This is a genomic window from Lentilactobacillus sp. SPB1-3 (assembly GCF_026913205.2).
GTDB lineage: Bacteria > Bacillota > Bacilli > Lactobacillales > Lactobacillaceae > Lentilactobacillus > Lentilactobacillus terminaliae.
Window position 1 is genome coordinate 1,573,883 of sequence record NZ_CP168151.1, and the last position, 26,071, is coordinate 1,599,953.

30 protein-coding genes are annotated in these 26,071 nt (G+C 37.9%); 11 read left to right on the forward strand and 19 right to left on the reverse strand.

Features of this window, described 5'->3' with window-relative positions; translation table 11 throughout:
- Positions 1 to 4: 4 nt before the first annotated feature.
- The 8 genes from aroA to O0236_RS08415 form a co-directional block, all read right to left on the reverse strand.
- Positions 5 to 1,291, reverse strand: coding sequence for a 3-phosphoshikimate 1-carboxyvinyltransferase (gene aroA, locus O0236_RS08380; RefSeq protein ID WP_268913673.1), 1,287 nt, complete (start codon positions 1,289 to 1,291; stop codon positions 5 to 7).
- A 15-nt stretch (positions 1,292 to 1,306) separates the two neighbouring features.
- The gene (gene aroC, locus O0236_RS08385) at positions 1,307 to 2,473 is read right to left on the reverse strand and encodes a chorismate synthase (RefSeq protein ID WP_268913671.1); all 1,167 of its coding nucleotides are present in this window, start codon (positions 2,471 to 2,473) and stop codon (positions 1,307 to 1,309) included.
- A complete protein-coding gene (locus O0236_RS08390; protein ID WP_268913669.1) occupies positions 2,470 to 2,757 on the reverse strand; it encodes a chorismate mutase in 288 nt (95 codons plus the stop codon). Before O0236_RS08390 ends, aroC begins: the two co-directional genes overlap by 4 nt.
- Entirely contained in the window at positions 2,754 to 3,995 is a 1,242-nt protein-coding gene (locus tag O0236_RS08395; protein ID WP_268913667.1) for an MFS transporter, read from the reverse strand. Before O0236_RS08395 ends, O0236_RS08390 begins: the two co-directional genes overlap by 4 nt.
- 380 nt (positions 3,996 to 4,375) lie before the next feature.
- On the reverse strand, positions 4,376 to 5,137 hold the full coding sequence (pnuC, locus tag O0236_RS08400) for a nicotinamide riboside transporter PnuC (protein WP_268913665.1): 762 nt from the start codon (positions 5,135 to 5,137) through the stop codon (positions 4,376 to 4,378).
- 229 nt (positions 5,138 to 5,366) lie between these two features.
- Positions 5,367 to 6,656, reverse strand: a complete 1,290-nt coding sequence (locus tag O0236_RS08405; RefSeq protein WP_268913664.1) for a glycosyltransferase — start codon at positions 6,654 to 6,656, stop codon at positions 5,367 to 5,369.
- Positions 6,657 to 6,658: 2 nt separating this feature from the next.
- Positions 6,659 to 7,162: a hypothetical protein gene (locus tag O0236_RS08410; RefSeq protein ID WP_268913662.1), complete on the reverse strand. Its 504-nt coding sequence runs from the start codon at positions 7,160 to 7,162 to the stop codon at positions 6,659 to 6,661.
- Entirely contained in the window at positions 7,155 to 7,961 is an 807-nt protein-coding gene (locus tag O0236_RS08415) for an EAL domain-containing protein (RefSeq protein ID WP_268913660.1), read from the reverse strand. Before O0236_RS08415 ends, O0236_RS08410 begins: the two co-directional genes overlap by 8 nt.
- Before the next feature lie 136 nt (positions 7,962 to 8,097).
- Between O0236_RS08415 and O0236_RS08420 the strand changes: the two genes are divergently transcribed.
- A complete protein-coding gene (locus O0236_RS08420; RefSeq protein WP_268913658.1) occupies positions 8,098 to 8,496 on the forward strand; it encodes a hypothetical protein in 399 nt (132 codons plus the stop codon).
- 363 nt (positions 8,497 to 8,859) lie between these two features.
- Entirely contained in the window at positions 8,860 to 9,591 is a 732-nt protein-coding gene (locus O0236_RS08425) for an MIP/aquaporin family protein (RefSeq protein ID WP_268913656.1), read from the forward strand.
- A gap of 50 nt (positions 9,592 to 9,641) precedes the next feature.
- On the opposite strand, the gene O0236_RS08430 is transcribed toward O0236_RS08425, so the two are convergent.
- Positions 9,642 to 10,823 (reverse strand): hypothetical protein, encoded by a 1,182-nt coding sequence (locus O0236_RS08430; RefSeq protein ID WP_268913655.1) that lies wholly within the window; start codon positions 10,821 to 10,823, stop codon positions 9,642 to 9,644.
- A gap of 200 nt (positions 10,824 to 11,023) precedes the next feature.
- Between O0236_RS08430 and O0236_RS08435 the strand changes: the two genes are divergently transcribed.
- Positions 11,024 to 11,140: a putative metal homeostasis protein gene (locus O0236_RS08435; RefSeq protein ID WP_268913653.1), complete on the forward strand. Its 117-nt coding sequence runs from the start codon at positions 11,024 to 11,026 to the stop codon at positions 11,138 to 11,140.
- 62 nt (positions 11,141 to 11,202) lie between these two features.
- On the opposite strand, the gene O0236_RS08440 is transcribed toward O0236_RS08435, so the two are convergent.
- Both O0236_RS08440 and O0236_RS08445 read right to left on the reverse strand, forming a co-directional pair.
- A complete protein-coding gene (locus O0236_RS08440) occupies positions 11,203 to 11,562 on the reverse strand; it encodes a YxeA family protein (protein WP_268913651.1) in 360 nt (119 codons plus the stop codon).
- 10 nt (positions 11,563 to 11,572) lie between these two features.
- On the reverse strand, positions 11,573 to 12,604 hold the full coding sequence (locus O0236_RS08445; protein ID WP_268913650.1) for a YdcF family protein: 1,032 nt from the start codon (positions 12,602 to 12,604) through the stop codon (positions 11,573 to 11,575).
- A gap of 251 nt (positions 12,605 to 12,855) precedes the next feature.
- Between O0236_RS08445 and O0236_RS08450 the strand changes: the two genes are divergently transcribed.
- The 3 genes from O0236_RS08450 (at position 12,856) to O0236_RS08460 (ending at position 15,402) form a co-directional block, all read left to right on the forward strand.
- Positions 12,856 to 13,782: a GH25 family lysozyme gene (locus tag O0236_RS08450; protein ID WP_372791262.1), complete on the forward strand. Its 927-nt coding sequence runs from the start codon at positions 12,856 to 12,858 to the stop codon at positions 13,780 to 13,782.
- 12 nt (positions 13,783 to 13,794) lie between these two features.
- Positions 13,795 to 14,556, forward strand: coding sequence for a hypothetical protein (locus O0236_RS08455; RefSeq protein ID WP_268913648.1), 762 nt, complete (start codon positions 13,795 to 13,797; stop codon positions 14,554 to 14,556).
- Between the two features lie 462 nt (positions 14,557 to 15,018).
- On the forward strand, positions 15,019 to 15,402 hold the full coding sequence (locus tag O0236_RS08460; RefSeq protein WP_268913646.1) for a hypothetical protein: 384 nt from the start codon (positions 15,019 to 15,021) through the stop codon (positions 15,400 to 15,402).
- Between the two features lie 57 nt (positions 15,403 to 15,459).
- Here O0236_RS08460 and manA read toward each other — a convergent pair whose 3' ends face one another.
- From manA to scrK, 4 genes are read right to left on the reverse strand one after another with little or no spacing between them, the layout of a single operon-like run.
- Positions 15,460 to 16,455: a mannose-6-phosphate isomerase, class I gene (gene manA / locus O0236_RS08465; protein WP_329608924.1), complete on the reverse strand. Its 996-nt coding sequence runs from the start codon at positions 16,453 to 16,455 to the stop codon at positions 15,460 to 15,462.
- A gap of 14 nt (positions 16,456 to 16,469) precedes the next feature.
- Positions 16,470 to 17,816 (reverse strand): glucose-6-phosphate isomerase, encoded by a 1,347-nt coding sequence (locus O0236_RS08470; RefSeq protein WP_268913644.1) that lies wholly within the window; start codon positions 17,814 to 17,816, stop codon positions 16,470 to 16,472.
- A 24-nt stretch (positions 17,817 to 17,840) separates the two neighbouring features.
- The gene (locus tag O0236_RS08475; protein ID WP_268913642.1) at positions 17,841 to 18,578 is read right to left on the reverse strand and encodes a fructose permease; all 738 of its coding nucleotides are present in this window, start codon (positions 18,576 to 18,578) and stop codon (positions 17,841 to 17,843) included.
- Positions 18,579 to 18,604: 26 nt separating this feature from the next.
- Positions 18,605 to 19,480 (reverse strand): fructokinase ScrK, encoded by an 876-nt coding sequence (scrK, locus tag O0236_RS08480; protein WP_268913640.1) that lies wholly within the window; start codon positions 19,478 to 19,480, stop codon positions 18,605 to 18,607.
- 142 nt (positions 19,481 to 19,622) lie between these two features.
- On the opposite strand from scrK, the gene yaaA reads away from it, so the two are divergent.
- Together yaaA and O0236_RS08490 are read left to right on the forward strand one after the other, a co-directional pair.
- Positions 19,623 to 20,378: a peroxide stress protein YaaA gene (gene yaaA / locus O0236_RS08485; RefSeq protein ID WP_268913639.1), complete on the forward strand. Its 756-nt coding sequence runs from the start codon at positions 19,623 to 19,625 to the stop codon at positions 20,376 to 20,378.
- A gap of 148 nt (positions 20,379 to 20,526) precedes the next feature.
- Positions 20,527 to 21,747, forward strand: coding sequence for an MFS transporter (locus tag O0236_RS08490; RefSeq protein ID WP_268913638.1), 1,221 nt, complete (start codon positions 20,527 to 20,529; stop codon positions 21,745 to 21,747).
- A 44-nt stretch (positions 21,748 to 21,791) separates the two neighbouring features.
- Here the strand turns inward: O0236_RS08490 and O0236_RS08495 are convergent, their stop codons facing one another.
- The 3 genes from O0236_RS08495 to O0236_RS08505 all read right to left on the reverse strand — a co-directional run bounded on the left by O0236_RS08495 (position 21,792) and on the right by O0236_RS08505 (position 23,786).
- A complete protein-coding gene (locus O0236_RS08495; RefSeq protein ID WP_268913637.1) occupies positions 21,792 to 22,709 on the reverse strand; it encodes an NAD-dependent epimerase/dehydratase family protein in 918 nt (305 codons plus the stop codon).
- 64 nt (positions 22,710 to 22,773) lie between these two features.
- On the reverse strand, positions 22,774 to 23,451 hold the full coding sequence (locus O0236_RS08500) for a type 1 glutamine amidotransferase domain-containing protein (protein WP_268913636.1): 678 nt from the start codon (positions 23,449 to 23,451) through the stop codon (positions 22,774 to 22,776).
- Positions 23,448 to 23,786: an ArsR/SmtB family transcription factor gene (locus O0236_RS08505; protein WP_268913635.1), complete on the reverse strand. Its 339-nt coding sequence runs from the start codon at positions 23,784 to 23,786 to the stop codon at positions 23,448 to 23,450. The genes O0236_RS08500 and O0236_RS08505 overlap by 4 nt, the downstream gene beginning before the upstream one ends.
- Before the next feature lie 158 nt (positions 23,787 to 23,944).
- Between O0236_RS08505 and O0236_RS08510 the strand changes: the two genes are divergently transcribed.
- Positions 23,945 to 24,358, forward strand: a complete 414-nt coding sequence (locus tag O0236_RS08510) for a pyridoxamine 5'-phosphate oxidase family protein (protein WP_268913634.1) — start codon at positions 23,945 to 23,947, stop codon at positions 24,356 to 24,358.
- A 125-nt stretch (positions 24,359 to 24,483) separates the two neighbouring features.
- Here the strand turns inward: O0236_RS08510 and O0236_RS08515 are convergent, their stop codons facing one another.
- A complete protein-coding gene (locus O0236_RS08515) occupies positions 24,484 to 25,149 on the reverse strand; it encodes a Crp/Fnr family transcriptional regulator (protein WP_268913633.1) in 666 nt (221 codons plus the stop codon).
- 139 nt (positions 25,150 to 25,288) lie between these two features.
- Between O0236_RS08515 and O0236_RS08520 the strand changes: the two genes are divergently transcribed.
- Both O0236_RS08520 and O0236_RS08525 read left to right on the forward strand, forming a co-directional pair.
- A complete protein-coding gene (locus O0236_RS08520; protein WP_268913632.1) occupies positions 25,289 to 25,516 on the forward strand; it encodes a heavy-metal-associated domain-containing protein in 228 nt (75 codons plus the stop codon).
- Positions 25,517 to 25,518: 2 nt separating this feature from the next.
- Positions 25,519 to 26,070, forward strand: a complete 552-nt coding sequence (locus O0236_RS08525) for a DNA starvation/stationary phase protection protein (RefSeq protein ID WP_268913631.1) — start codon at positions 25,519 to 25,521, stop codon at positions 26,068 to 26,070.
- The last annotated feature ends 1 nt before the right edge of the window (position 26,071 follow it).

Genomic DNA, 26,071 nt, shown 5'->3' on the forward strand with positions numbered 1-26,071 from the left:
CTCCCTAAAGTAATGATGCTAAATCGTCAAAGAAATTCGGATATGATATCGACACTGATTCTTCACCGGATAACGTTAACGATTGATTAGTTAGCAATCCTGCGACTGCAAGTGTCATTCCAATTCTATGATCCCCGTGACTATCCAAATGCGTTTCTACTGGTTGCCAATTATTACTTCCAGTAATTGTGAAACCATCTGGCCGTTCAACGATTTGAATGCCTAACTTTTGAAATTCTTGAACAATCGCAGCGATTCGATCAGTTTCTTTCACCCGTAATTCCTGAGCCCCTGAAATCGTGCTGATGCCCTTAGCCCTAGCACATACCAATGCAATAATTGGCAATTCATCAACTAAGCTGGGAATTTCATCTCTTTGAATGTCAGTTGCCGATAATTCAGACGTTTTGATTACCATGTCCGCGAAAGGTTCGCCTTCATAATTTTGATGATCTAGTGCAATCTGTGCGCCCATTCTTTGTAGTACCTTCAAAATCCCTGAGCGGGTGTCGTTTATTCCCACTTTCTGTAATCGAACTTCAGAATTTGGAACCAACAACGCTGCTGCAATAAAGAAAGCTGCAGATGATATGTCCCCAGGAACCGTCAGTGTAATTCCTGATAACTTAGGTTTAGGAGTTACTTGAATTGTTAACTGGTCGTCGCTAGTTTTAATTTGACCACCAAAGGCATTGAGCATCGTTTCTGTATGATTTCTTGTGGGTAATAATTCCTTAATCTCTGATGGGCCATCTGCTTGTGAAGCCGCCAAAATAATTGCACTCTTTACTTGAGCTGAAGCAACAGTCATCTGGTACTTAATTGCGTGCAAGTCTTGTCCCATTATTGAGACTGGTAAATGACCTGAAGTGGTCTGAATGTTAGCACCCATCAACGATAGTGGCTCACTGACCCGCTTCATCGGCCTACGTGAAAGAGAATCATCACCTATCAACTGAGTAGTGAAGTCCTGCCCACTGAGTAGACCCATTATTAATCTGGTGGTGGTACCAGAATTTCCCATTTGTAAATAGTTTTGAGGCTTCTTTAATCCTTTAAACCCAACACCGTGAACTACAACTTGATCTTCTGTTAAATCAATTTCCACTCCTAGATTTTGAAAGGCTTTGACTGTTGATAAACAATCTTCAGAAAATAAGAAATGATTGATCACTGTTGTGCCGGTACTGATTGATCCTAGCATTACTGCACGGTGAGAAATACTTTTATCTCCTGGAACTGTCACAGTTCCATGTAAACCTGTTTGAGGTGCCGGCATTAATTTTTTCATGTTCACAGCTCCTTACTAAAAGTTTTTAAATTCATTACGGTATTCTTGAATTTGAGACCGTAATCGCAGCAAGTTACTGCCGTCAAATGTATCAGTGATCGCTTTAACTAATTCAATCGCCACAACGCTTTCAACAACTATTGACGCTGGAACGATCGCGGTGGTATCGGATCTTTCCACATTTGCCTTCATCGTTTCTTTAGTCTCGATATCAACGCTTTGTAATGCTTTGTAGAGGGTTGGGATTGGCTTCATAGCAGCTTTAATGACCACTGGCATTCCATTAGTCATTCCACCCTCGAAACCACCTAGATGATCACTTAATCTGTCAAATCCTTCTGACTTTTGCCAAGCAATTTCATCCATAACGTTACTGCCTAGACTAGCTGCTGCATCGAAACCGTCACCAATCTCAACTCCTTTAATTGCATTGACTCCCATGACTGCTGCGGCCATTTTGGCATCTAATTTAGTATCCCAGCCGATGTAACTACCTAATCCTGCTGGTACATTAGTAGCCACCACTCGAACGACTCCACCTAATGTATTGCCGTCACGCTTAGTTTGATCGATCAATTCATGAATCGGTTGAATTTGGCTTTGGTCAATAATTCTCAAATCGTTTTCACTAATTGCTTGTTCAATTTCTGAAACATTCAAGCTACTGTTTTCATTCGCAGCAATTGGGCCAACTTGTTCCACATGGCCAACAATCTGAATATCTAATTGATTCAACAACTGTTTGCAAATTGCCCCGATTGCCACTCTCATGGCAGTTTCTCTTGCCGATGATCTTTCCAACACATTCCTTAAATCGTGATGTCCATATTTCATACCACCAACTAAGTCAGCATGTCCTGGACGTGGCCGATTTACTTGTCTCAAAGTATTCTCAGGAGTCTCTGGACTGATTGGATCCATAATCTCGCTCCAGTGAGCATGATCACGATTTTTTACGACTAATGCGATCGGTGAACCTAAAGTTTTACTATGGCGAACTCCACCAACGATTTCGACAACATCATGTTCAATTTTTTGACGATTACCCCGGCCATATCCGCCTTGCCTAGCAGCCAGCATTTCGTTAACTTCGTCTACGTCAATGTGCATACCTGCTGGAATACCTTCAAGAATTCCAGTTAATTGTGGTCCGTGAGATTCTCCTGCTGTTAAGTAGTTCATTTTCTGACCTCCCCTAATTGCAATAAGTTTTTTTGTTGTTGTTTTGATTCATCCATGATGACTTGGAAAATAGTCGCAATTGAATCTGCCAATTCTGGATTATTTATTGAGCTGGTTACTTTTTGAATGACTTTAGTTTCACGACTAAAGTCCAACAGCGGCTGGCCAGTCTCTTCCTTAATCGCTGCAATCAGTTCGGTAAGTGAAAAACGTTGGTTTAATAAATCAGTTAATTCGTGATCAACAAGATCAATTTGGCTTCTTAGTTGTTCTAATTCTGTCATTTTAAAAAACTCCTATCTTTTTTATTTGAATTTGTATTTAATATCACTTGTGAAACCGTGTTTGAAGTTCGTACCCGTTGTAAACAAAGAATTGTTACTAATGCTAAAACAGAACCTACAATACCGATAAAAACATCAAAATTAAGTACTGATTGAATGTTTTCAGTTGCCAATCTACCAGTAACGATTGGGACCGTGAATGTGGCGATGCTACCAAAAGTCATGTACAACCCGGTAATAATTCCTTTGTGGACTGGTAGCATTTTCAATAGTAAGTTCAATGCCACTTGTAATACTCCACCAGCGGCGGTGAACCCAAATACTGCAGAAGCTATCATTACCAATAATTGATTCCTCAATGTGCTAATCAGGAACAACGACAGCAACGAAATTAATGTGGAGCCTAATAAAACTTTTTCTTCCGCAACTCCCAATTTCAAAATTATGAATGTGACCACAACCCCTACGATTGAACTGATACTGTAAAGTGAAAGCAATCCGTGTGCCATTAGCACTGAAAATCCTAATTTTTGTTGAGCAAAAACGGTAATCCACTGGGTAAATAAAATCATAATGGCCATTGAAGTGTAACCATACATAGATAATGCAACTGATGCGATCAACTTCTTGATTCCTCTGGGACCATTACTCTCTTCTTCAAGTTCAACCTCTTCGACCTTGGCATGAGGAAATGTAGTTTTACGAATAAGGAAAAAGTTAATCATTAATAACCCACATGGAAGGATGAATGACCAACCAAACCATAATTTATTTGACTCAAGACTAGCCACTACCAAAGGTAAAATGAATTCACCAATTGACATAAACGCTTTGATGAAGACGTTAGATGCGCCAGCATTACCTCCCATCTCAATGAATGTTGGGTATGTTCCTGCATCAAAGGCTGAATTGGCAACTCCAGCCAAAATTGCTAACCCATATGCCATAACTAAGTTGGTTGTGAATGGCATGCCAATGAAGAAAATCAAGTAACTTGCCATTCCGACAATTACCATCTGCTTCCTACCAAAACGATCAGAGAGGTAACCGAAGATAAAGTAAGCAATTAACTTACCAATTCCAATTCCAGAAATAACGTATGACACAGTAGCGATGGGAACATTCCAGAAATTTCCTAACGATTGCATATTCTGCGTTAAAATAATCAACCCAATTCCGTGAACGATGTAGTTAATGTATAAAACCAGTGATAACTTTCTTCTTGATATAGTATTCATTTAATTCACTCCTTAGATAATAAAAAAGGACCAGCTAGATTATCTAGCCGGCCCTTGTCTTTATGAAACCTAAAGACTAAAACACTTGTCCAGCTAGATCTATCCGTCTAGCTGATCAACCATCATGGTTATTACCCGCTTAGACGTGAACACACACGCGTCCACGCAAAAGCAGACGCTACCTTAATAAACAAGATAGCTATAATAAAACTTATTTGCCTGATGATTAATTAATGTCATAGCGATTAGCTTCCTTTCGTTTTTTATGTTAAATACATTAAAACAATTAAATTATGAGCTGTCAACACTCATTTTAATTTAATTTAATTTTAATATAAATAGATGCCACCGAATAACGGTAGCATCTATTTATTGCTAGATTATTTAATTTCATCCAATCCTTGGCGTTTGCGGCCTTTGTTAAACCATGGACTAACAGTAAATGCCAAGATATCATTAACAACATATACTGCTGAATTCACAGCCATGGCCAAGGTTGCATCACCCTGACTAAACGTAATTCCCCACAGAATCAATTGGAAGATTCCTGAGAATAACCACCAGAAATACTGATTGCTATAACGCATGAAGCACATAATTCCAGCAGTTAAACTAACTGAAAAGCTCAATGCATCCACGTAAGGTCGGGGATCATTAGTCAAATGACCAATTAACCAACCAGAAATAAGGTAAACCACAATGGTTCCGGCGATAGAAATTACCCATTGTTTAGCACCAAATTTTCGCAAATTATTCACTGTATCATCGTTCCATGCCTTAACTGCAAGCAATACTGGCAAGTCAAGAGTTGCGATGTAAGCAAGTTGCTCAAAGATAGATAAATAATTTTTGGCAGTCCAACCAGCATAAATAAAACAGATTGATGATAAGATTCCTAACCAACCGTTAACTGCTTTAGCCGCGTTGATCGATAAAATACATAAGACCCCTAAAGTTGTCCCAATGAAGGTAATAAATGCCAACGGAGTGATGGGATTAGAGACTAGGGTCATGATTTGTAGACCCATTGAGAACCAGAATAAATAATAATTTTGTTGAGGCCAACCTTTAACTTGTTGCACTAACCATTTAAAATAAGTAATTAAATTATGTTTCTCTTTTGTTGCTACTGTATTATCCAAATTTTCCACTCCCAATAATTAGTTGGGCTGCAGCCTTCATACTATATATAGTGTCGTGTTACTAAAAACAACACTATATATAGTATATCCGAATCATTTCAAAGTCAATCAACGGTTGTGGACAATTTATTTTCAATTACAAAAAACGACCTATTAATGTTACCAGCAAACCTAGTAAATAAGCCAGCTAAATTTTTTTAGCAGGCTTATTAATTAACTTTTAAAATATTTATTTTCTTTCAGGACTAACCCAGGTACCACTCCCACGACCTAAAATTGTTTTAACTGCTCCCGGAAATGTCCATACCAAGGTCAACGGATTAATAATCCAGTAGATCAACGTATAAATTGGTGCGAAAATCCAGTACTTCATCTTGGCACCATTAAAATCAAGGATTAACGCTGTAAGTAACTGAAGACCACCAGCGATCGATTCACTGACAATCATAACGCACGAAAACATCAAATACATCAATATATGTTGATAACTTCCTATAATCAGTAACTTACCAATGATCGCGATAAAAACTAAAGTTGAAATAACAAAAAAGAATGACCACAAAATCGATAGCGTGGAGTCTAAAAACATCGTGAATTGATATTTATTTTTGATTGGGTGTCTAATAAATGCCATGATATTTGTTAGCCAAACCTCAGTTCCACCTTTTGCCCAACGACTTCGTTGGCGAAATAGCTCACCAATTTTTTCTGGGACCGTCATATTAAACATGATTTCTGGAGCAAACTTTGGAACCGTTCCTTTTAAATGTTGATCCCAAGCAATACTGATATCTTCCGTTGCCCGATCCTGCCTAAATCCTCCCACTTCAAACAAAGCAGCTTTTTTATACATCGTGTTGGCACCACTATACGCATACATTGAATTATTGATTGCACTTTGGCTTCTTTTAATAATTCCCACAATACTTGAAAACTCAACCGTTTGTGATTTACCCAAAATCGTCGTTCGGTTTTGGACATCCATGTTTGCGGTCACCGCAGCCGTATTAATATCTGAATCATGAGTAAAGTATCCCATATACTTTTTCAACGCATCTGGTTCAGGCAAAGTATCGGCATCATTACTTAAGATGTACTCACCCTTTGCAAAAAACATGCCCACGTTAAAAGCATGGGCTTTGCCTTTATTATCATCTATTCTAATTACTCTTAGATTATCATAACGAGTTTGTATTTCTGCAAGAGTCTTTGGCGTATCATCTGTTGAACCATCATCCATTACTAGTATCTCGTAGTTAGAATAATTCAAGTCATTAAGTAAATAATTCAAGTCATTAAGTAAATAATTCAGCGTGTGTTCTATCATAATTTCTTCATTATGTGCCGGTATCATAATCGTAATCAACGGCTCATAGTCTTCATCAATAGATTTAACTGATTGATCATCACGATTTAAGATGCGATACATTATCGCACCCCAAAACCAAAAAAAGGCTCCTAAAATTGGGTAAAGCGACAATATCAGCACTCCCCACTGTATTAACCCCATATGTCCCATAATTATTCTTCCTTGCCTTCTTCATCTATCGCTTTAACCAGATTTATCAATGTACCATTTTCTATATTTTGCTCCTTGGGAATAACTAAAGACCGAACACTTTGTCTATATTGCTGATCACCATATTTTTCAGTAGCAAAATCTTCCATTTTGTTAATGACCACTTCTCGTTTAATTGGGTCAAAATTCGGCCAATTATTTAGATAATGTTTACTTCTCTCATGCTGAATAATCGCCATCGACAACGAAAATCCACCTATGATAACGAAAGCGAATGCCAAAATAATTAGTAAAAATATTTCAAATGAAACAAGACTGTTTAATCGCAATCCGATACCGAAAATCCTTAAATAACGGTGAGTACTAGCAATCACTACCACTGTAATTGGTAACAAAACTCCTAACCACCCAAAATCAGCCATGAACGTTTGTTTAATTTTAAGTCCCAAATTCCCTGACTCGAAAAATTCGTCGATATAATTACTTTGATTCTTATTCTCATTCATCAGCCAAAACCCCATCTTCGATTTCCATTGGCTTACCTGTGTAATAGCCTTGAACATAATTAATTCCCAGCTGTTTCGCCAATCCATAGTCTGCACCAGTTTCTACTTTGGCTAAAACTAAAACAATCCCATGTTGCTTGGCAAATGCCACCCAAGAACCTAAATTAACGTCCAGCCACTGATCTGGAGTGCTTTTTCGATACTCATCCATAGAACATTTAATATAATCGATCGAACCAACGAAGGCGTTTAATTGATTATATTCTTTCATCGTCGTACCAACAGAATCAACACTTAACTTGGCACCAAGTGAACGAGCCGAACGAATTCGTTGTAATAACGCTTGCTCGCGCCTACTAGCCAGGTTGGATAAATCAGTTTCGATCACGACCTGATGATCTGGATTAATACTGATAACTGACTTGATAAAAGGCTCAAAGCTTGGATTTAGTAACTGTTCTTTAGATAAATTAACAGCAACGTCCTGTCCCTTAGGGATTGATCTAACAGCTTCCCTCATTAAGTCTAGGAATTGCTTTAAAGTTAACAAATTAGGTCGCCACGGAACCTGCCATTGACCTGATTCATTCATTTCTCGTAACAACAATTCATAACCCAAAAGTTTTCCTTGGTTATCAAACTGTGGTTGTCCGAAAAATTTCAGTTTTCCATGCGGGCCAGACTTGCGTTGGCGATCGTAATTTTTCGAATAAATAATATACATTATTGTGACTGCTGCAAAAAACATCAAAATAATTATTGTTGCAGTAATCAAATCATCAGTCAGTTTTATGAACACATCTATAACCTACCTAATATAAATTCCAAGATCTATCAATCAACTATTTCCCTCGGCTATTCAAAAGCCAAAATAATACCGCCACAAAGTAAAATTAGTTATAATTTGTGTAGATTTATTAAAGGGGGATTTTATTATGTCACAACAGTTAGGGGAACACGATTTAGGAACTTACGAATACGTGTCCGATGCATATAACAACAACATGCGAATTCAAGAATACAAGTTGCCGACAACATTGGCCGATGGTGAACAAACCGTTTTTAACACCGACGTCATTAAAATGACAATCATCATCAAAGACCAGCGAGTCACTAAAGTTACCATTGTTACGCCCGAGCCAGCGTCATCGACTTATATGCAAGTCTTTGAAGGCTTCGAATTTGGGTTAGATGCATTAGGAACTTGGATCAATACCTATCATCGTTCCACGTCAACCCATGGTAAAGCTTCAGATGTCGTCAACGGAATCTTAGCAAGTTATGATACAACGCCAGATAACGTATTAACAGTTAGCTTAACTAGAGCCGATTAGTATTACTAATAAGTTATATAATTGCGTTCTAATAGGTTGTACACAGCCTATTACTCTAAACCAATAAATAGATTTTGCAAGCTAATTTTTTATAATTTAATAATTTGTAAATTAGTTGTCATTTATATTAGTAGCAGTTGCTGGTATACTTTTATATTGTCATGATAACTTCAGATTGAATCTTAGAAATTAACATTAAATCATTTGATAGATGTCAGTGGCCCAGGCTATGCCTTCGCACTGACTTTTTTATTTCTAACGCACTTTATGTATTGAATTTGCAATTTAAATATTTTTGAGACTATCAAGTGCTTCATTAACTAATGGTTCTTCTGAAAAAACAATTAGAAAAGAGTGAAGACAATGACATACAGCCTACTCATCCGAGTAATTGCTGAATTTATTGGTACTGCCTTGCTGGTAATTTTAGGTAACGGCTCCGTAGCCAATGTAGATTTAAAAGGTACTAAAGGAAATAACGGCGGTTGGATTTTAATCGGTCTTGGATATGGTGCCGGAGTTATGATTCCTGCAATGATGTTTGCCACAGTATCTGGAGCGCAAATCAACCCGGCCTTGACCATTGCAATGGCCCTAAATGGTCTATTTCCTTGGAGTGACGTCCTTCCATACATTATCGCTCAAGTTCTAGGCGCAATGTTTGGTCAATTGGTCGTAGTTTGGAGTTACAAACCCTACTATGATCAAACCGAAAATCCCCGTGCTATTTTAGGAACCTTTGCAACAATCGATAATGCTGATTCAAACCGAGATGGATTCATCAACGAGTTTGTCGGCACATTTATCCTAATTTTTGGCGCGTTAGCTATTACCCACGATATTGCATTTAAAGCAAACATTGGATTAGCCAACTTTACCCTTGGATTCTTAGTAATGACCTTGGTCGTTTCACTTGGTGGAGCAACTGGCCCTGCTTTAAATCCTGCTAGAGATTTAGGACCTCGGATTGTCCATGCCCTTTATCCACTTAAAAATAAGGGTGAATCAATGTGGCATTACTCTTGGGTCCCAGTTGTTGCCCCAATTATTGCAGGTATCGCAGCTGTTTTCGCATTCAAAGGTATCTTTATGTAATATGTTTCTAATTAAAAACGTGGTGCTCTTGTGAGCACCACGTTTTTTCTTTAACTTTTATAATTGATTGGCATTGTAACATCGAATTGACTCCCTCGAATAACGAAGGAATCAGAATCACTTGTCTCAGAAAAATAAAGACGAACATAACTTGGTCTAAAGGTATCAGATTTTCTATCTAACAAAACATGTAAATAATAACTGCGCTTTGCATCAGGGGCTAATTCCTCACCTTGACCGCTATCAATAACCGTTCTGTCACTGCTGTTAATTTGCTTTTGATCAGGCAACACAATTTGTTTTAGTCCACCAACGATAATTGAACGGTCAGAATTATTGGTTACCGTATATTGAGCCTTTAAATAGGTGTAGGGGCCATTAATTTCGTTAGTATCGAAATCGTTGCCTGAATTAAATTTTTGATCGGCATTTAATGGTTTATTAGTTGCTATTTTTACGTAGTTAATCGTTGTGCTGACTTGGGCAACACTGGGTGAATGCTTCACATTGTTCGACAAACCCAATAAGGAAATTTTCCCATAATGGTCACTGTAAAAATATTGGCCAACTTTTCTCAGCGGAGCGTGACCGACATTATTAGGATCACTAATGTTAGCAGATGACATTGCCTCATCTTCAGTCGCGATAGAAGAATCACTAGTTTTACTCATCAATGCACCGTGCAGTGAACTATTAATCATGGTAAAACCAATGACCATTGCCACGATTAAAAAGCAAAGATTGGCAATCAAAATCAACCACCATGACTTGTTGGTAGTAACCCAGTTATTGTTTTGATATTTTATTAGACGGCTGCTTTCATCCTCGGGTTTAGTTGATTCAATTTCTTGAATATAGCTATCCTCATCATTAGGGAGTGGCTCCGTGTACAAATCACCAGCGAGAATTCCAAGGCTGGCAATCACAACTATAATTCCCCATATTTTTAAATCGGGGAAGTTTTTATTTTTATCAAACATTGTTGCAATCAGTGCTAAAATCGTAATAACTGTTGGCAACCATTTGATTATTCGTCTTTTGGTATTTCTAAAAATAATTTCAATCAAGCCGGCTAACGCGATTAGTACCCCAAAGTATAGTCCAAAAAGGTCTCGTTGACTGCCTGTAGAATTAGCAAATGATAATGTGGCATTAACTAGGGACGATTGATATGAGATTACCAATGCACATAGCACAAAAACGATTCCAACAACTAGTTTAACTTTTTTCACAGTCTTAACCCCCTACGTGACAAAAACAATGATATCACAAGAGTCCGGTAAGTTTGACTTTCAAAATAGAACTTAATATTTTCTGAAAATATTTACTCTTTTGACGTCTCAAAATGTTCTTTAATTAATAATGATTGACATTTAGTGCCATGACCCTTATATTTAAACAGTAATAATTACTATTTAACGGAGGGAATCTCATGGAAAAATTAGATCAAGCATCTTCATATCGTAAATTAAAGAGTCCTAACATCAAAACACGTAAGCGTGCTTTAAAGGCCTTACACGACGTTAAGCGCCAAAAAGGTACCAAGTAATTAAATTATAAAAGCCGTTCGATCATCAGCCTAGTAGCTGGATGGTTGAACGGCTTTTTTCTTTAATCTAATTTGGTCAACGCCTTTGATGGCACGTCACTCTTAGATACCTTTTCCCAAGAAATAACTTGGCTTCGTTTTTGGTTATAACTAACTTTCAGATAAGCACCCATTTTTAAAGGTCTCATAACTGGGCCACTGGTGAACTTCAAGCGAAGCTGATGGCCGTCTTTATCGTACCCAAATTGGTCATACTTATATTGCTTATATGAGGCACTGATTCTTTCTCCCTTGGTAGTAATCTGTGTGTAGTATGGAATCCCACCATAATTTTTTAAGTACCAAGCATATCCAGCAGTGAATAATCCTAAAAATACTACGATGACCACCACTAAACTTATAATGACGTTTCTTCTCTTCATGTGCTTCTCCTTATCGAATGAAAAATAGCGCGGATATTAACGCCCAAAAGATGCCGATTCCAAAAGTCGTTTTACGATAAATTGAAAGAATGGCAATGTATTCACGCAACATGGCGCTAGGCAGAAAATAAAATGAAGTTGGCGCTCCTACCCCTTGTGCATTCAATCCTGCGCGTTTAGCATAAATTGCTCCTCGCAGAACATGATAGTTATTGGTAGAGAAAACAATTTTGGGAGTTCCACTTTGTCCTTGTTCTTGCCAATCTGCCTCAATCTTATGCTTTGAAAATAACATATTTTCATAAGTCGATGTAGATTTATCTTCTAATATAATTCTTTCTTCAGGAATAGAGTTATTTTTTAAATATTTAGCCATAACATATGCCTCTGAGTAAGGTTCATCAGGGCCCTGTCCTCCACTAGGAATCATATGGGAATTATTAGTGGAAAAGTTTTTAAAATATTGAATGGCTCGATCGAGGCGACTCTTTAATAATGGAGAAACTTCATCTGATCTGACCCCCGCCCCTAATGTAATCACATAATCAGCAGGATATTTAACTGGGAACATCTGATACATAAATGAATAAAATAAATATCCCATAAAAATGAAGGTCAGCGAGATATCGACCATCAAAGTCCAGAACATGACTGCCACAATCGCTGTGGGCCACGCACTTGCATACTTCAGGACCAAGTATCCAAGTAAAACAATGACAATTAAGTTCAAACCAAAAATCAGCGACAATTTAGCAGTTAAACTCTTGCCTTCTTTAACCTCCATCACTCGACTATTAATAATCAGCGCAGCACCAGCCAAAATTGGAAAACCAATCATCCCAATCAAAATGAATAAAACAACCGCTTCGGTACTTTCTGGTGCCATTCCCACTATGGCATTCAATATACTGATAACACTGGACAAAAGTATCAGTAACAATCCGCCAAACAGAATTAAACCAGCAAAAAAATTTCTCCTATCTTTTCGCAGTAAAAGACCCGCGATAATTGAAAGCAGTAACCCGGAAATTATAAGTGCCATATGCTAACCATCCTTAATTGAAATATTTAACTTAATTCTACATTGCGACATTTAAAAAAGAAAATATTATTCATTAAGAGATTACGACAACACGGGTATGTGTTTGCCTCACCAAAGTTCTGAAGGAAACGTTTATTGCAAACTGATAACATTTTGGACAGAACCATTGATACTCAACCAATTCTGGTTTAATTTAGGAAGTGACGCAATTTGAATCATCAATTTCACAAACATTTTAATGGAGGATAAACATGCATACGAAAAGAACCTTTACCGCGTGGCTAGCATTTTTAGGTGCGCTAATTTTCACTTTGTCGATCACTGCTCAAATTAGTTCTAAAGCTGATACGACGATTATTCCTGACATTTCAGAATGGCAAGGAAAATTAACCAGTACTAAAGTTGCCAATCTAAAAAATCAGGTATCATTTATTATTAACAGGCGTCAATATGGAGCCAACTATCAGGATAAATATGCCACTAATAACACTAATCTTTATGTAAAATACGGCATTCCATTTGGTGAATATGATTACTCCACATTTACTAGTGCTGCAAGCGCCAAAACTGAGGCTAAGACCTTTTACGCCAATTCAAACAAAAATGCCAAGTTTTATGTATTAGATTTCGAAGAAAATGATGTGCATTCCGGTACCACCAACAATGCCGTCAAAGCTTGGTACAATCAAATGCGTTCTTTAACTGATAAGAAACTAATTTTTTATTCATATCAGTCATTTGCCACCACATATGCCAATTCAGCTCGTCAAAAATTTGATGCTCAATGGATTGCAAACTACTCTGCTCGACCAACGATCACCACTGATTTATGGCAATACTCTAACAAGAAATACGTGCCTGCTTTAAAAGAATCTATCGACGCAAGCACCATTCTTAATTCAGATAAGCCAATTTCTTGGTGGGTAGGTGACACTGAACTACATACTGCACTGAACGACTCGGCTTATTACCAAACTAGTATTCCTAAGGTCACTGCTACCAAAACAATTTACCTTTACAACTCGACCACTTTCAACACGAACAACCGGGAGAAAAAGGTGCCTGCTGGAACCCAAATAACCATTAGTGGCATTCATCAACGTTCAACCGGCTCATATTACTTTAGTACTTCAGATGGTCACTACATCACAGCTAACAAAGCATACATTACTGAATAATGGAGGATTACAATGAAACTATCTAAAATCGTTGCTGCCGCCACTTTAGCATTAGTATTAACGGGATGCTCAACGAACCAAAGCAAACAAACTAAAAACTATCAAAGCGACTCAAAGACCCAACTAAACTCAAAGGCTCCTAGCAGTTCATCCAAGAGCGACAATCATTTTATGTCATTAACTCAACAATTAAGTAAGAAGTTCAACAACACATTGCTTCCTCAAACTAGTGGTTTAACCAATGATCACACCGTCAACGCAAAAGAAACTGGTAATTCAAACAACCTAAAAATTGTTTATACGCTTGATAATCACGCGCTACCACTTAATTCGAACAAAATTTCTAACAACACTTATGCCACTTTAACTAAGAAAACTTACACTAATTCTTCAGCAGCCAAGGAAAGTATCAATTTCCAACCTGCAAGTTCAACAGAAGGTCTACCAAAAATTAACTTGGGTCACTCAATCACTGGTAGAACGCAATCCGGAGCTGGCCAAGAATATATCTCGTGGAACGAAGGTCGTTGGTCAATTTCAGTTCACGGCAGCCGTGTGAATCACACGAACCCTAAATTTACTGCTGTTTCCGCGGTTAACATGTTTGAAAAGTATTCCTTACCTGCACCAGAGACCCTGGGCACGGTTGCTTTGTTCGCTGGTGATACAACTGGTTTAAACCAGACTATCACCTTCCAAAAAGGCTCTGTGGTTTATACGCTAAAGGCCAACTCTGCTAGTGCCGGTATCAAAATGGCTGCCAGCATGAAATAATAATTCACAAAATACTCTTGAAATGTTAGCGATTTCCATGAAATAATAGATTTCTTGAGGTGTGAAAAATGATATATTTAAGTGCAATAATTTTGCTAGCGGTGCTCTATATTGTGCTGATTGGGTTGGTTACCTACGTTCAACTCAAACATCATAGGCTCCGCAATGAAAATAGTAAAAAACAGCCCTTTGTCTTTTCGGATAACCATCGAGTGGATTTAGAATCAACATCTACTTTTAGGGCTGTGTTTTGGGAAAACTACAAAACCCGTTTAAGATCGCCACTATCTCTATTTAGATAGTCATAAGGATGCTTCATTTACCTGAATCATATTTAGGCAAATGAAGCATCCTTTTTTTCTTTCTTAATGGCATTGTCCAAGCTCTGTAACCTGTTAGTAATTAACTTCCATTACAATTAGCACTTGTAATTACTTAAAGCAGGGGAAATTTAAAAACAATATGAATTTTAAAAAAGGCATCATTCTATTAACCATCATCTTTGGGATTAACGTTGGCACGATTATTACACCAATGGTTACTAATTCTGTTACAACAGTCCAAGCTAAAAAGAAAAACCCCCGTGGAAAAGCTTACGTCACTAAACACCAATTCAGATTCCGTGGCGTAGTTAAATACCATGGCAAGAAATGGACCTACTATTCAGGAAGTCGTTTCGCTGATGGTACCAGAAATCATGGTGGTTATGACAAACACGGATACGTGATTGTTTCAGCACCCCGTTCATACAAATTCGGAACCAAAGTTAAAACGCCACTTGGTTGGGGAGTTGTTCACGACCGTGGCACTGCAATGACTAACTATCACTTTGATGTGGTAATTTAATATCTAACCGAAATACAAAAGCGCCACTGAGAATTTACTCAGTAGCGCTTTTTTAAGTTAACCGATTTGTTTAATTTTTTCACCGGGCTCAGTAGTAACTATCTCTAATTCGGATCCTTCGATTTCATAATCACCAAAATTAGACGGAATAATAAAATGATCCCCCTTATTCAGCGTCGACTTATGACCATCTTTAATAATCTCACCTGAGCCATCCACCACTGATGCTAATGTGAATGAATCTTTCGGCTGAGTTTTTGAAATAGTTTTGTCTGCTTTAATTCTTAGTCGGTTAACGATAAAGTCTGGCGAATCAATTAACTGGGTTTGTTGGAAATTCTTTTCTTCAATTGTTTCCTGTTCAACAACCGGTTCTGTGAATGGTACCGTTGTGACATCCATTGCCTTATCCCAATCCAACGACCGTTTCTTACCCGTAGTCTGATCAATTCGATCAAAGTCATACAATCGGTAAGTTGTGTCAGAACTCCGTTGAGGTTCCAATACGACCACTCCAGCTCCTAGTGCGTGAATTGTTCCTGAGGGTACATAAATAAAATCTCCTGCTTTGACAACCTTACGTTTAAGCAGCTTTTGCCAATTTCCAGTTTGCACCATCTCACGTAATTCAGACTTAGTGGTTGCTGTGTGACCATAATAAATGCTTGCTCCAAGTGTGGCTGATAATACATACCAGCATTCAGTCTTGCCAAGTTCCCTTGGTCCCTCATGTTTCTTAGCATAAGCATCGTTTGGATGAACTTGAATTGATAGATCAGCATGTGCGTCCAAAATTTTCACCATTAACGGAAATGGCTTCGTAGTATCCATATCTGCAAATAGCTCTGGATGTTTTCGCCACACATCAACGAGCTTAACTCCAGCATATTCCCCGTTGGCTATCGTCGTTAATCCATTTTTGTGTGCACTAATACCCCAGGCCTCACCTGTTTTGGGTGACGGGATATCATATCCAAATTGCTTTTTTAGCTGATCACCGCCCCAAATTTTTTCATGCAATACTGGTACCATAAACAGTGGTTCATTCATCATTCAACGTCCCCTAATTAAAGTCTTTGATTTAACTCCTTGCCAAGTTCCTCAAAACCAGGCTTTCCAAGCAAAGCAAACATATTGGTCTTGTATGCCTCAACTCCTGGTTGATTAAACGGATTAATTCCATTCAAGTAACCAGAAATCGATACTGAAATTTCAAAGAAATAGATTAGGTATCCCAGCGTATATGCTGACTGATCAGGAATATGAACGCTCATATTTGGTACGTTACCGTCAGTGTGAGCTAAAGTTACCCCTTCAAAGGCCTTGGTATTGGCAAAGTCCATTGTCTTACCTTCCAAATACTGCAAGCCGTCAAGATTTTCAGTCTCTTGAGGAATATCCATATCATGATTTGGTCGATCAACCTTAACAACGGTCTCCATCAAATTCCGTAATCCATCTTGGATATATTGACCTAGTGAGTGTAAATCAGTTGAAAAGTTAGCCGATGATGGATAAATGCCCTTTTGATCCTTCCCTTCTGATTCACCCATTAATTGTTTCCACCATTCAGATAGATACATCATGTTAGGCTCATAATTTTCAAGCAGCTCAGTTGTATAGCCCTTGCGATACAAAATATTCCGATATGCTGCGTACTGATAAGCTTCATTTTTAGTTAAATCAGAATTGGTATATTCAGTTGCCGCATCAGCTGCTCCCTTCATTAAGTCATCAATATTGGCTCCAGAGACCGCGATTGGTAATAAACCGACTGGGGTCAATACTGAGTAACGGCCACCAACTCCATCCGGAATTACAAATGATTCATATCCATGAGCATCTGCTTCTTGTCTTAAAGCCCCCCGTTGCTTATCAGTCGTGGCGTAGATTCGTTCACTAGCTCCATCTTCGCCATACTTGGCAATCAACTTTTCTTTAAAGATTCTAAAAGCAATCGATGGCTCAGTGGTCGTTCCTGATTTAGAAATCACATTAACTGAAAAATCTCGATTACCGATCAAGTTAATTAGATCATACACATAAGACGAACTAAGTGAGTTACCAACAAAGAAAACTTGTGGAAATACACGCTGATCGTCCGGCACATAATTAAAGAAAGCATCATGCAAAAAATCAATTGCCATTTTAGCCCCCAAATACGAACCGCCAATTCCGATGACTACTAATACCTTAGAGTCTGACTGGATTTTCTTAGCTGCTGCCTTAATACGGTTAAACTCATCCTTATCAAAATCCTTAGGTAAGGTTAACCAATCCCGAAAATCGCTACCAGCACCAGTACCTTGGCGCAATTCTGTATCTGCTGCTGTTACCATTGCTTGCATTTCACCTAATTCATTGTCATGAACGAATTTAGATAATTTTGAACTGTCAAATTTAATATGAGCCACTGTTTATCTCTCCCCGTTTATTTTTTATTTACCAACATTGAGCGCTTGATGTTTTAACTTTGGAAATACATGCTTATCAGCAATTCCCGTAATACCTCCTTGGAACAAAAAAGCAAAGATGGTTCCTAAACCGAAATTAGTAAATTGCTTAGTGATAGCAAATGCCATAATTGCCATGATTGTTGGTGGAATATATGAAGCCCACATGGCTAAGTTAGCATTACCCTTAAAATACTTAAATCGCAGAATCTGCATCAAATCATCTGCGGGATGCAAGACAACGTTTGCCCGTTGATAAACCGAAATGGCAATTCCAATCAACGCCACCCCAAAAAAGTTAAGTAGAATGTAAAAAATTATCATCCCAGTTGAGTTAGCATCCGGAAGACCGCCAAAAATTGGGTATTTACCAATGAAAAAGTTTTCAAATATTTGAATCAATGCTGAGAATGGCACCATAAAGATTAAATTTCCTAAAGCTCTTCCCCATTCTAGTTTACCCACTAAAGCAGCATTTAATAAAGTCGTTAGCACCCCTAAAATCAAGAACGTCCAAAATAAATTCCAGCCAAATGCCACGCTTAAATTGGCTTCAGCAGCTGTCCAATATGCGGATCCTAAATACGATGGATTAATTTTCGCACTTGTTGCTAACGTTAAGACATTTCCCGCTGCATTTAGTAATAACGAAATCGCAAAAAAGGCAATTGATTGAGTTGCTGAGATTGTTCGACCACTGCTAATAGTTCTTTTTTCTAACATTACTTCACCCCCGTTACTTTAACTAATTACTTGTTCAATTCCTTTAATGCCATCGCAAAGTCCCCAACAGTTGCTGAACCATTATTCTTAACCAATGGCATGACGATGTATTCATCAAGGTCGCCTACGTCAACGTAATTATTCATTAACTTAGCGAATTCTGACCGGACCTTAATTAGGAATTCTGGACTAACTACCCCGCCGCCAAAAACGATTTTGCCTGGTCTTAAGGTCAAAGTAACTTGCAAGGCTGCTTGGGCTACATAATAGGCCATGATATCCCAAACATGATCAGTTAATGGCACATCCTTACCTGGTTTTCCCAAACGGGCATCAAAGGTTGGCCCCGCTACTAGACCCTCAAGACAATCACCATGAAATGGGCAAATCCCATCAAAGTCAAGGTCGTCCGGATGACGCTTTAGGCGAACATGACCGACTTCAGGATGACCAAGTTCCCCAACAAAGTTGCCACCAATAACTGTTCCTGCACCAACTCCAGTACCAATGGTATAATATGTAAGTGAATCAACATGTTGGTTAAACAACGTTGCCATGACATATTCACCATAGGCTGAACCATTCACATCCGTGGTAAAGTAAATTGGCACATCAATATCTTGTTTGATACGGCCGACAAAATCGGTATGAGCCCAACCAGGTTTAGGAGTATTAGTAATGTATCCATAATATGGAGCATTCTTTCTTAATTCAATGGGTCCAAATGACGAAATTGCAATGGCAGCGATATCGTCAAATTGCTTAAAGTAGTCCACCGTTCTCTGAAGAGTCTCCTCTGGAGTTGTGGTTGGAAATTGAGCTTGATCAATAATCCGATAATCTTCATTACCAACTGCCACGACGAATTTGGTTCCTCCTGCTTCGACACTTCCAAGTAACATAATAATTCCTCCTTAGATAGTTTGTGCAAACGTTTGCATTGCTGTTACTATCTACTATAAACAGTTTTTTTTAAAATGCAACCCCTTTATAGAAAACGGTTACATTTTTCTTTTACAAAATTATTTATTAAAGGAACTCACTATGAAATTTATTATTTCTCCTGCTAAGAAGATGGTCACTAATCTTGATGATTTTGAAGTTACTGATCTTCCACAATACTTACAAGAAACTCAGCAAATCTTGGACTCATTACAAACATTATCTATATCTGATGCCAAATCATTATGGAAAACCAGTAACAAGCTGACCAAAGAGAATTTTAATAAACTTAATCAAATTAATTTACATAATCGATTAACGCCTGCAGTAATTGCCTATTCAGGTATTCAATACCAGTATATGGCTCCAGGATTATTAACCCGTCCCGCATTATACTATCTGCAAGTCCACTTAAGAATTCTATCTGGATTCTATGGCATCTTATCGCCATTTGATGGGATTGTTCCCTATCGCTTAGAGATGCAGGCTAAGTTAACGGTTGGCACACATGCAAATCTCTATTCATTCTGGGGTGATAAGCTATACCGGGCTTTAGTATCTGATGGGCATGAACCAATCATAAATCTCGCATCTCAAGAATACTCAAAATCAATCACCCCCTATCTGACAGATGCTGATACTTTCATCGATATTGTGTTTGGTCGCCTCATAGATGGTAAATTAAAAACTCAAGCAACTTTTGCCAAAATGGCTCGTGGTGAAATGGTTCGATTCGCTGCTGAAAACCAATTGACGGAAGTTAACGAATTGAAGAAATTCAATCATCTTGATTATGTGTATGATTCGATGAGCTCAACAGATACGAAGTACGTCTTCATAAAAAATGAAAATCAATGACATGACTAAATCATTATTAAAATACATTACCACCCATTTAAAATGATCCACCACTTGTCGAACCAAACGACAAGTTTTTTTATATTCCAAATTCCCAGTGCTACAATTAGTTCATGCTAAAGCAATATTAAAGTGGGGATTGAATATTATGGAACAACAACCGGATCAAAATCACTGGAAAGCCAACTTGAGCTACTTGATCGCAGCCCAAAACTTTTTCCTGTTTGGCTCTTCCGCTGTCTTTTTCGCAATTCTTTGGTACATTGCTCTCAAGTCATCTTCCGGCACTTGGATGATGTTAACCACCTTAGCAACTACTTTGCCACAAATTCTGATTTCACTGTGGGCCGGAACTTGGTCTGATAGATTTAAACGTCGAGATTTGCTAGTAATCGCCAGTGTCTTCACCTCGGTGTTCACGATCGTGATTGCAATTATTTATTATTTTTTGGATCGTAATCTCTGGTTACTACTTGCGATTGCCGCCATTCGATCATTAGGTAATGGAATCTCCACTCCCGTTGCAAACTCGTTACTTCCTGAATTAACGCCGAAAAATCGATTAACTCAGGCGAACGGAATCAATCAAACTGCTAATTCTATTTTGCTACTGATTTCACCACTTGTTAGTGGATATATTTTAGGAAACTTAGGAATTATCTATGTTTTCGTAATCGATTTAATTACTTCACTTGGTGGAATTGGTGTTTTGTTAATGATCAAAGAACCGGAAGTTAAGAAGTTTAGTCAAAATGAGGTTAAAGGTTCACTATCACAAATTACTAAAGGGCTCAGATATACTTTTGATAATCGTAGTCTAAGTTTACTAATGCTGTTTACCGTCGTCGGATTCATACTGATTGCCCCATCATCTCAACTATCAACTTTATTCGTTAAGAGAACCTTTGGCACGAACGTTTGGTTACTAACTTTTAACGAATTATTCTGGACGATTGGTGCTGCTCTAGGTGGTATCTTCATCTCCTTGCATTCAAAAATCGATAATAAAATCAAATGGATTACTTTAGGATTTATTGGCTCAGGATTCTGTTTCGCTGCTATGGGTGTTGTCAAACCATTCTGGGTATACCTAGTCTTTATGTTTGGTTCCGGTATTTGCATGCCAATCATTCAAGGTACTACTAACATCCTCATCCAAGAAACTGTCCCCAATGAATGGATGGGTCGAGTATTTTCAATTCTTCAAATCGTTTCAACTGGTATCTATCCAATTGCAATGCTATTCTTCGGACCATTAGCTGATGTGGTAGCTATTAAATGGATTTTAGTGGTCACTGGCTTATTGCTAGTCGTCTCTGCTATCGGTTTCTATGGCCGATTCAAAACCAAAAAGTTTTATATTAACTAAATAAACGTGAGCAACCAACATTTATTGTTGGTTACTCACGTTTTTTACTTAGTCAAAATTTGGGTGATACCTTCTTCAAAGGAAGTGATCTGAAAATCCGGAAATGCTTCCTGAAATTTATCAGATAGAAAAACGTTATCCACCTGATATCGCGGTAATAATTCTAAGGATTCTTTTAACGCAGGATTGAACCAACTGCCTAACTTAAACGTCCACATTATAACTACAGAATACTTAATCCTTTTCCCCAGTACTCGTTCTGAGATGTTGATCATTTCTTGATAAGTAATTCCCTTAGGTGTTGGCAAATGCCAAGTTTGACCATATGCAGAATCAGTATTACCAATTAATGCCATGGCCCGACTTGCATCTGGAGTCCAGATCAATGTCCGGACCACCTGATCATTGATAGGTACAAATGCTCGCTTCCCAGCTTTGATTCGATTGAAAATCATTGAGTTAGTAATACTTTTGGTATTATCTGGACCATAGAATTCCGGTGCACGACAGATTACCACTGGCAGTTCGCCAAGTTCAATTTCTGCAACTAGTCTTTCAGCCATTCTAGCTCGGACAGTTGATTTACGGCCTTCATGAATAATTGGACTAGTTTCTGTTTGAGGTGTCGCCGTCTTAGGATACATATACGTGTTATCAAAAAACACTAACTTACTGTGAGCTTGTTTGCTAGCCTTAATCACATTATCCAGCATCCCTAAAAATTGCTGCTCCATTATGTCAGAGTTCATAGGTAACCCAGCCGTAAAGTAGACAATTTCACTACCTTCAATAGCGGTTAATGTTTCATTATAATCTAGCAAGTTAGCAGCCACAGTCTGATCACTGGGATGAATTTGTTTGGGATGTCGACTAACCAATCGGAGTTCCTTCGTATAGTTTTGATATAATTCTTCAGCTAATTCGTGACCGATTTGGCCATTACTACCTAAAATTGTTTGCATTTAATTTACTCCTTGAAAATTCGTTTAATAGTTTAATCGTTTGAACCATTTAATCAAAAAAATATTACTTAATGTTTTTAATCAATAACTTAGCAACGGAACGCGCAGAAAACGGATTTTGACCAGTAATGACATGTCCATCTTGAATGGCGAAGTCCTTATATGCCCGTTTTTGTTGAAAAGTTGCTCCGCGTTTTTCAGCTTCGTCCTTGTTAAAAAATGGGACGACCGACCGTTTACCTGCTAACAGCTCTTCACTCTTGGTAAATCCTGTAATTGTTTTACCTGAGATCAAATAATCATTATTGTTATCTTTGATATTCAATAGGCCGGCAACTCCATGGCAAACTGATGTCACATAACCATTTTGATGATATATGGCCATCGCAATTGATTGTAATTCTTGATTATCTGGGAAATCCCACATCACACCGTGCCCACCCGCATAATAAATTGCGAAGTAGTCATCTGGATTAATCTCACTGGGTCTCATGGTCTGACTAAGAGCACGATTCTTAAAGTCGGAAGTTTCATAAAACTCCATAATTGATTCATCAACGTACTTCATACTTCGGGGATCAAGCGGCACAAAACCACCCTTTGGACTAACATAATCCACCTCAATGCCTTCCTTTTGTAACTCTTCAGCAAATTCAGTGGCCTCTCCCAGCCAAAGTCCAGTAGCGTCATGTGTGCCAGCGTATCTAGTTACATTTGTTTCCACGATTAATACTTTTTTCATTCTCGGCCACTCTCCTTGATGATTGTCTTTACGTTACTGATCAGGTCCTGTAATTGATTGATTTGGGTAAGATCATGCGACAGATAATAGTAATTCTTAGTACCTTCACTGCGTCTTTCAATTAATTTGGCTTGCATCAAAATCTTAATATGATGGGAAATTGCCGGCCGTGAAAGATTAGTCGCCTCAGTTAGGTCAGTGACTCTTAAACCCTCAATACCATTTTCTGCGGCCATCAATTCGATCAAAATTGCTTGGCGTTTCTCATCGCCTAATGCAACCAAAAAGTCACTTAAATTAGTTAGTTTAGATTGAATTACACTTAAGTCTTGCATAATCATTTTTCCTTTGGTTTAATATTTTAAACCATTAAACCATCTATTGTGGATGGTGTCAAACAATTTGATGTCAGATTAATCCAGCAAGCCAATCATTAACAGTTTTTTCAATCTCGACCTATAATTATTGTATAAATTGTTTGGGAGGTTTTATTATGGCAGTTTTAACTGATGATATGAAAAAATTAATCGCTGATTCATTTGCGTTCATTGCAACGGTTGACGAGAATGGTAACCCCCAGGTTGGTCCTAAGGGAACCATGCGTATCTTTGATGATGAACACTTGATCTACAACGAACAGACTGGTCATCAAGCATGGCACAATTTACAAGAAAATCACAAAATCGCAGTTGCTTTTCACCCACATCCAGGAATGAAGGGGATCCGTGTTGAAGGTCGAGCAGTTATTCATCAAGGAGACCAAATTCACACTGATGCTCAAGCTTATGCAACTGAGAACAAATTACCAGATGTTATTGCCGCAATCGTTATCTCAATTGACCGTATCGTCAGCTTAGATGCTGGTCCTAATGCCGGAATTGAAATTATTAATGATCCAGTTAAATAAAACTTAAACGCAATAAAAGCACTTATCAAGTTAAGCATTCATAACTTGATAAGTGCTTTTATTATTTATAGAACGCAGCCGTCTTTAACAATGAGAATAATCATTTTATTGTTGACTTTTTCCAATTAAATCACCGAATCTAAATCAATGATTTTTAATTTACGCCGAGATTTCCGCTCAATAAATGATTGCTTTTCCCATTTTGCAAAAATTCGACTAATTGTTTCAGGTGTAGTACCTAATAATGAAGCTAAATCTGCCTGCGTAATTGGCAACGTAAATGGATTCTCACCAATGCTTGCGGCAGTATCCTCTAGATAGCTTGCTAACCGGACATCAACATGCTCGGTATTAGTCGAAGTTGTATTTTCTTCTAAGTTACTTAATCGAGTACCCAATACATCCAACACATTGACACTTAGTTGCGGCATCGTCAGTAATATTTTTTGAAATTCATCCCGATTGATTGAACAAACAGTCGTTGGCATCAAAACTTTGGCAGCAGAAGTGTGAGTTAACTTACTAATTAAAGCTGCCTCACCATTAATGTCGCCAGCCTGTAACAGGTATAACAATTGCTCTTTACCATCGGACGTTGTTTGAATGACCTTTGCTTGGCCACTTGCAATAATTGACAGCTCGTTTATTGGCTTACCCTGCTGATACAGAAATTCACCAGCTTCATAACGACGGTGATTAACAATTGCTTCAATTGATTGCGCTTGATTTTCATCTAAATTTTTAAAAATTGGCACTAACGAAACGCAGTGATGCTTAGAAATTTCATCCATTACGTACCTCATCCTAACTAAAATTAATTTTCTGGCATTATTTTATCCCAAACTTGATCTGGGTCAATTTCATTTATTCCATGATAACAGATAATAAGGTCATCAAAGAAAATAACTAATTTTAAAGGAGATAATCATCATGTCAAAAAAAGTAATTATGCAACTCGATACCTTAACTTGCCCTAGCTGTATGACTAAAATTGATCAATCGCTTCGAAAACAGTCTGGTGTGGAAGATGTCAAAGTATTGTTCAATGCAAGCAAAATCAAGGCGACCATCAATGATGAAACTAATGGCGATAATCTGGTTAAGGCCGTTACTAGTCTTGGCTATAACGTTAAAACTATGAAAGAAAAAGGTGAATAATAATGACTACTATCACTGAAAAATGGCAAGCAGAACAGGCTCAATCAGAAATTGACCATCATACTCCTACTGCAGGAGCAATGACTGGCCACATTCTAGCAAATCTCCGAAAATTATCGACTAAACTAATTCAATTCAATTTGTACATCAAGGGTTCTAACTATCAAAGTGATCAACAATTAATTAGTGAGTTTCGGACGGCAATCGACAATGAATTTATCTCAATTGGGAATCGCTTAATTGAGTGGAACGAGAAACCGGCCTCAACCACCGCTGAATTCGAAGAGTATTCTATGATCACCGAAGCTGGAGAAAATAAATATCTTAGTGCAGATGAAATGCTATCAATGATTGTTGCTGATATTCAAACTAGTCAAATGTTTATTGGCCGTGCGATTAAGTTATCGAATAATGAAGAAAAATTCAGTCTTGCCAGCAATATCACTAACCTCCAATCAATAATGAATTCTTATAACAGAAAATTCCAAGCTCGCTTAGGTAATGAACCACTTGAAGGCTATTTAGATGAAGATGAAGACGACAAGGAGGATTAGC

Coding starts and splice junctions, on each gene's coding strand:
- aroA (WP_268913673.1), bottom strand. CDS start 1,291: ATGAAAAAATTAATGCCGGCACCTCAAACAGGTTTACATGGAACTGTG.
- aroC (WP_268913671.1), bottom strand. CDS start 2,473: ATGAACTACTTAACAGCAGGAGAATCTCACGGACCACAATTAACTGGA.
- O0236_RS08390 (WP_268913669.1), bottom strand. CDS start 2,757: ATGACAGAATTAGAACAACTAAGAAGCCAAATTGATCTTGTTGATCAC.
- O0236_RS08395 (WP_268913667.1), bottom strand. CDS start 3,995: ATGAATACTATATCAAGAAGAAAGTTATCACTGGTTTTATACATTAAC.
- O0236_RS08405 (WP_268913664.1), bottom strand. CDS start 6,656: ATGGGACATATGGGGTTAATACAGTGGGGAGTGCTGATATTGTCGCTT.
- O0236_RS08410 (WP_268913662.1), bottom strand. CDS start 7,162: ATGAATGAGAATAAGAATCAAAGTAATTATATCGACGAATTTTTCGAG.
- O0236_RS08420 (WP_268913658.1), top strand. CDS start 8,098: ATGTCACAACAGTTAGGGGAACACGATTTAGGAACTTACGAATACGTG.
- O0236_RS08425 (WP_268913656.1), top strand. CDS start 8,860: ATGACATACAGCCTACTCATCCGAGTAATTGCTGAATTTATTGGTACT.
- O0236_RS08435 (WP_268913653.1), top strand. CDS start 11,024: ATGGAAAAATTAGATCAAGCATCTTCATATCGTAAATTAAAGAGTCCT.
- O0236_RS08440 (WP_268913651.1), bottom strand. CDS start 11,562: ATGAAGAGAAGAAACGTCATTATAAGTTTAGTGGTGGTCATCGTAGTA.
- O0236_RS08445 (WP_268913650.1), bottom strand. CDS start 12,604: ATGGCACTTATAATTTCCGGGTTACTGCTTTCAATTATCGCGGGTCTT.
- O0236_RS08450 (WP_372791262.1), top strand. CDS start 12,856: ATGCATACGAAAAGAACCTTTACCGCGTGGCTAGCATTTTTAGGTGCG.
- O0236_RS08455 (WP_268913648.1), top strand. CDS start 13,795: ATGAAACTATCTAAAATCGTTGCTGCCGCCACTTTAGCATTAGTATTA.
- O0236_RS08460 (WP_268913646.1), top strand. CDS start 15,019: ATGAATTTTAAAAAAGGCATCATTCTATTAACCATCATCTTTGGGATT.
- manA (WP_329608924.1), bottom strand. CDS start 16,455: ATGATGAATGAACCACTGTTTATGGTACCAGTATTGCATGAAAAAATT.
- O0236_RS08475 (WP_268913642.1), bottom strand. CDS start 18,578: ATGTTAGAAAAAAGAACTATTAGCAGTGGTCGAACAATCTCAGCAACT.
- scrK (WP_268913640.1), bottom strand. CDS start 19,480: ATGTTACTTGGAAGTGTCGAAGCAGGAGGAACCAAATTCGTCGTGGCA.
- yaaA (WP_268913639.1), top strand. CDS start 19,623: ATGAAATTTATTATTTCTCCTGCTAAGAAGATGGTCACTAATCTTGAT.
- O0236_RS08490 (WP_268913638.1), top strand. CDS start 20,527: ATGGAACAACAACCGGATCAAAATCACTGGAAAGCCAACTTGAGCTAC.
- O0236_RS08495 (WP_268913637.1), bottom strand. CDS start 22,709: ATGCAAACAATTTTAGGTAGTAATGGCCAAATCGGTCACGAATTAGCT.
- O0236_RS08500 (WP_268913636.1), bottom strand. CDS start 23,451: ATGAAAAAAGTATTAATCGTGGAAACAAATGTAACTAGATACGCTGGC.
- O0236_RS08505 (WP_268913635.1), bottom strand. CDS start 23,786: ATGCAAGACTTAAGTGTAATTCAATCTAAACTAACTAATTTAAGTGAC.
- O0236_RS08510 (WP_268913634.1), top strand. CDS start 23,945: ATGGCAGTTTTAACTGATGATATGAAAAAATTAATCGCTGATTCATTT.
- O0236_RS08515 (WP_268913633.1), bottom strand. CDS start 25,149: ATGGATGAAATTTCTAAGCATCACTGCGTTTCGTTAGTGCCAATTTTT.
- O0236_RS08520 (WP_268913632.1), top strand. CDS start 25,289: ATGTCAAAAAAAGTAATTATGCAACTCGATACCTTAACTTGCCCTAGC.
- O0236_RS08525 (WP_268913631.1), top strand. CDS start 25,519: ATGACTACTATCACTGAAAAATGGCAAGCAGAACAGGCTCAATCAGAA.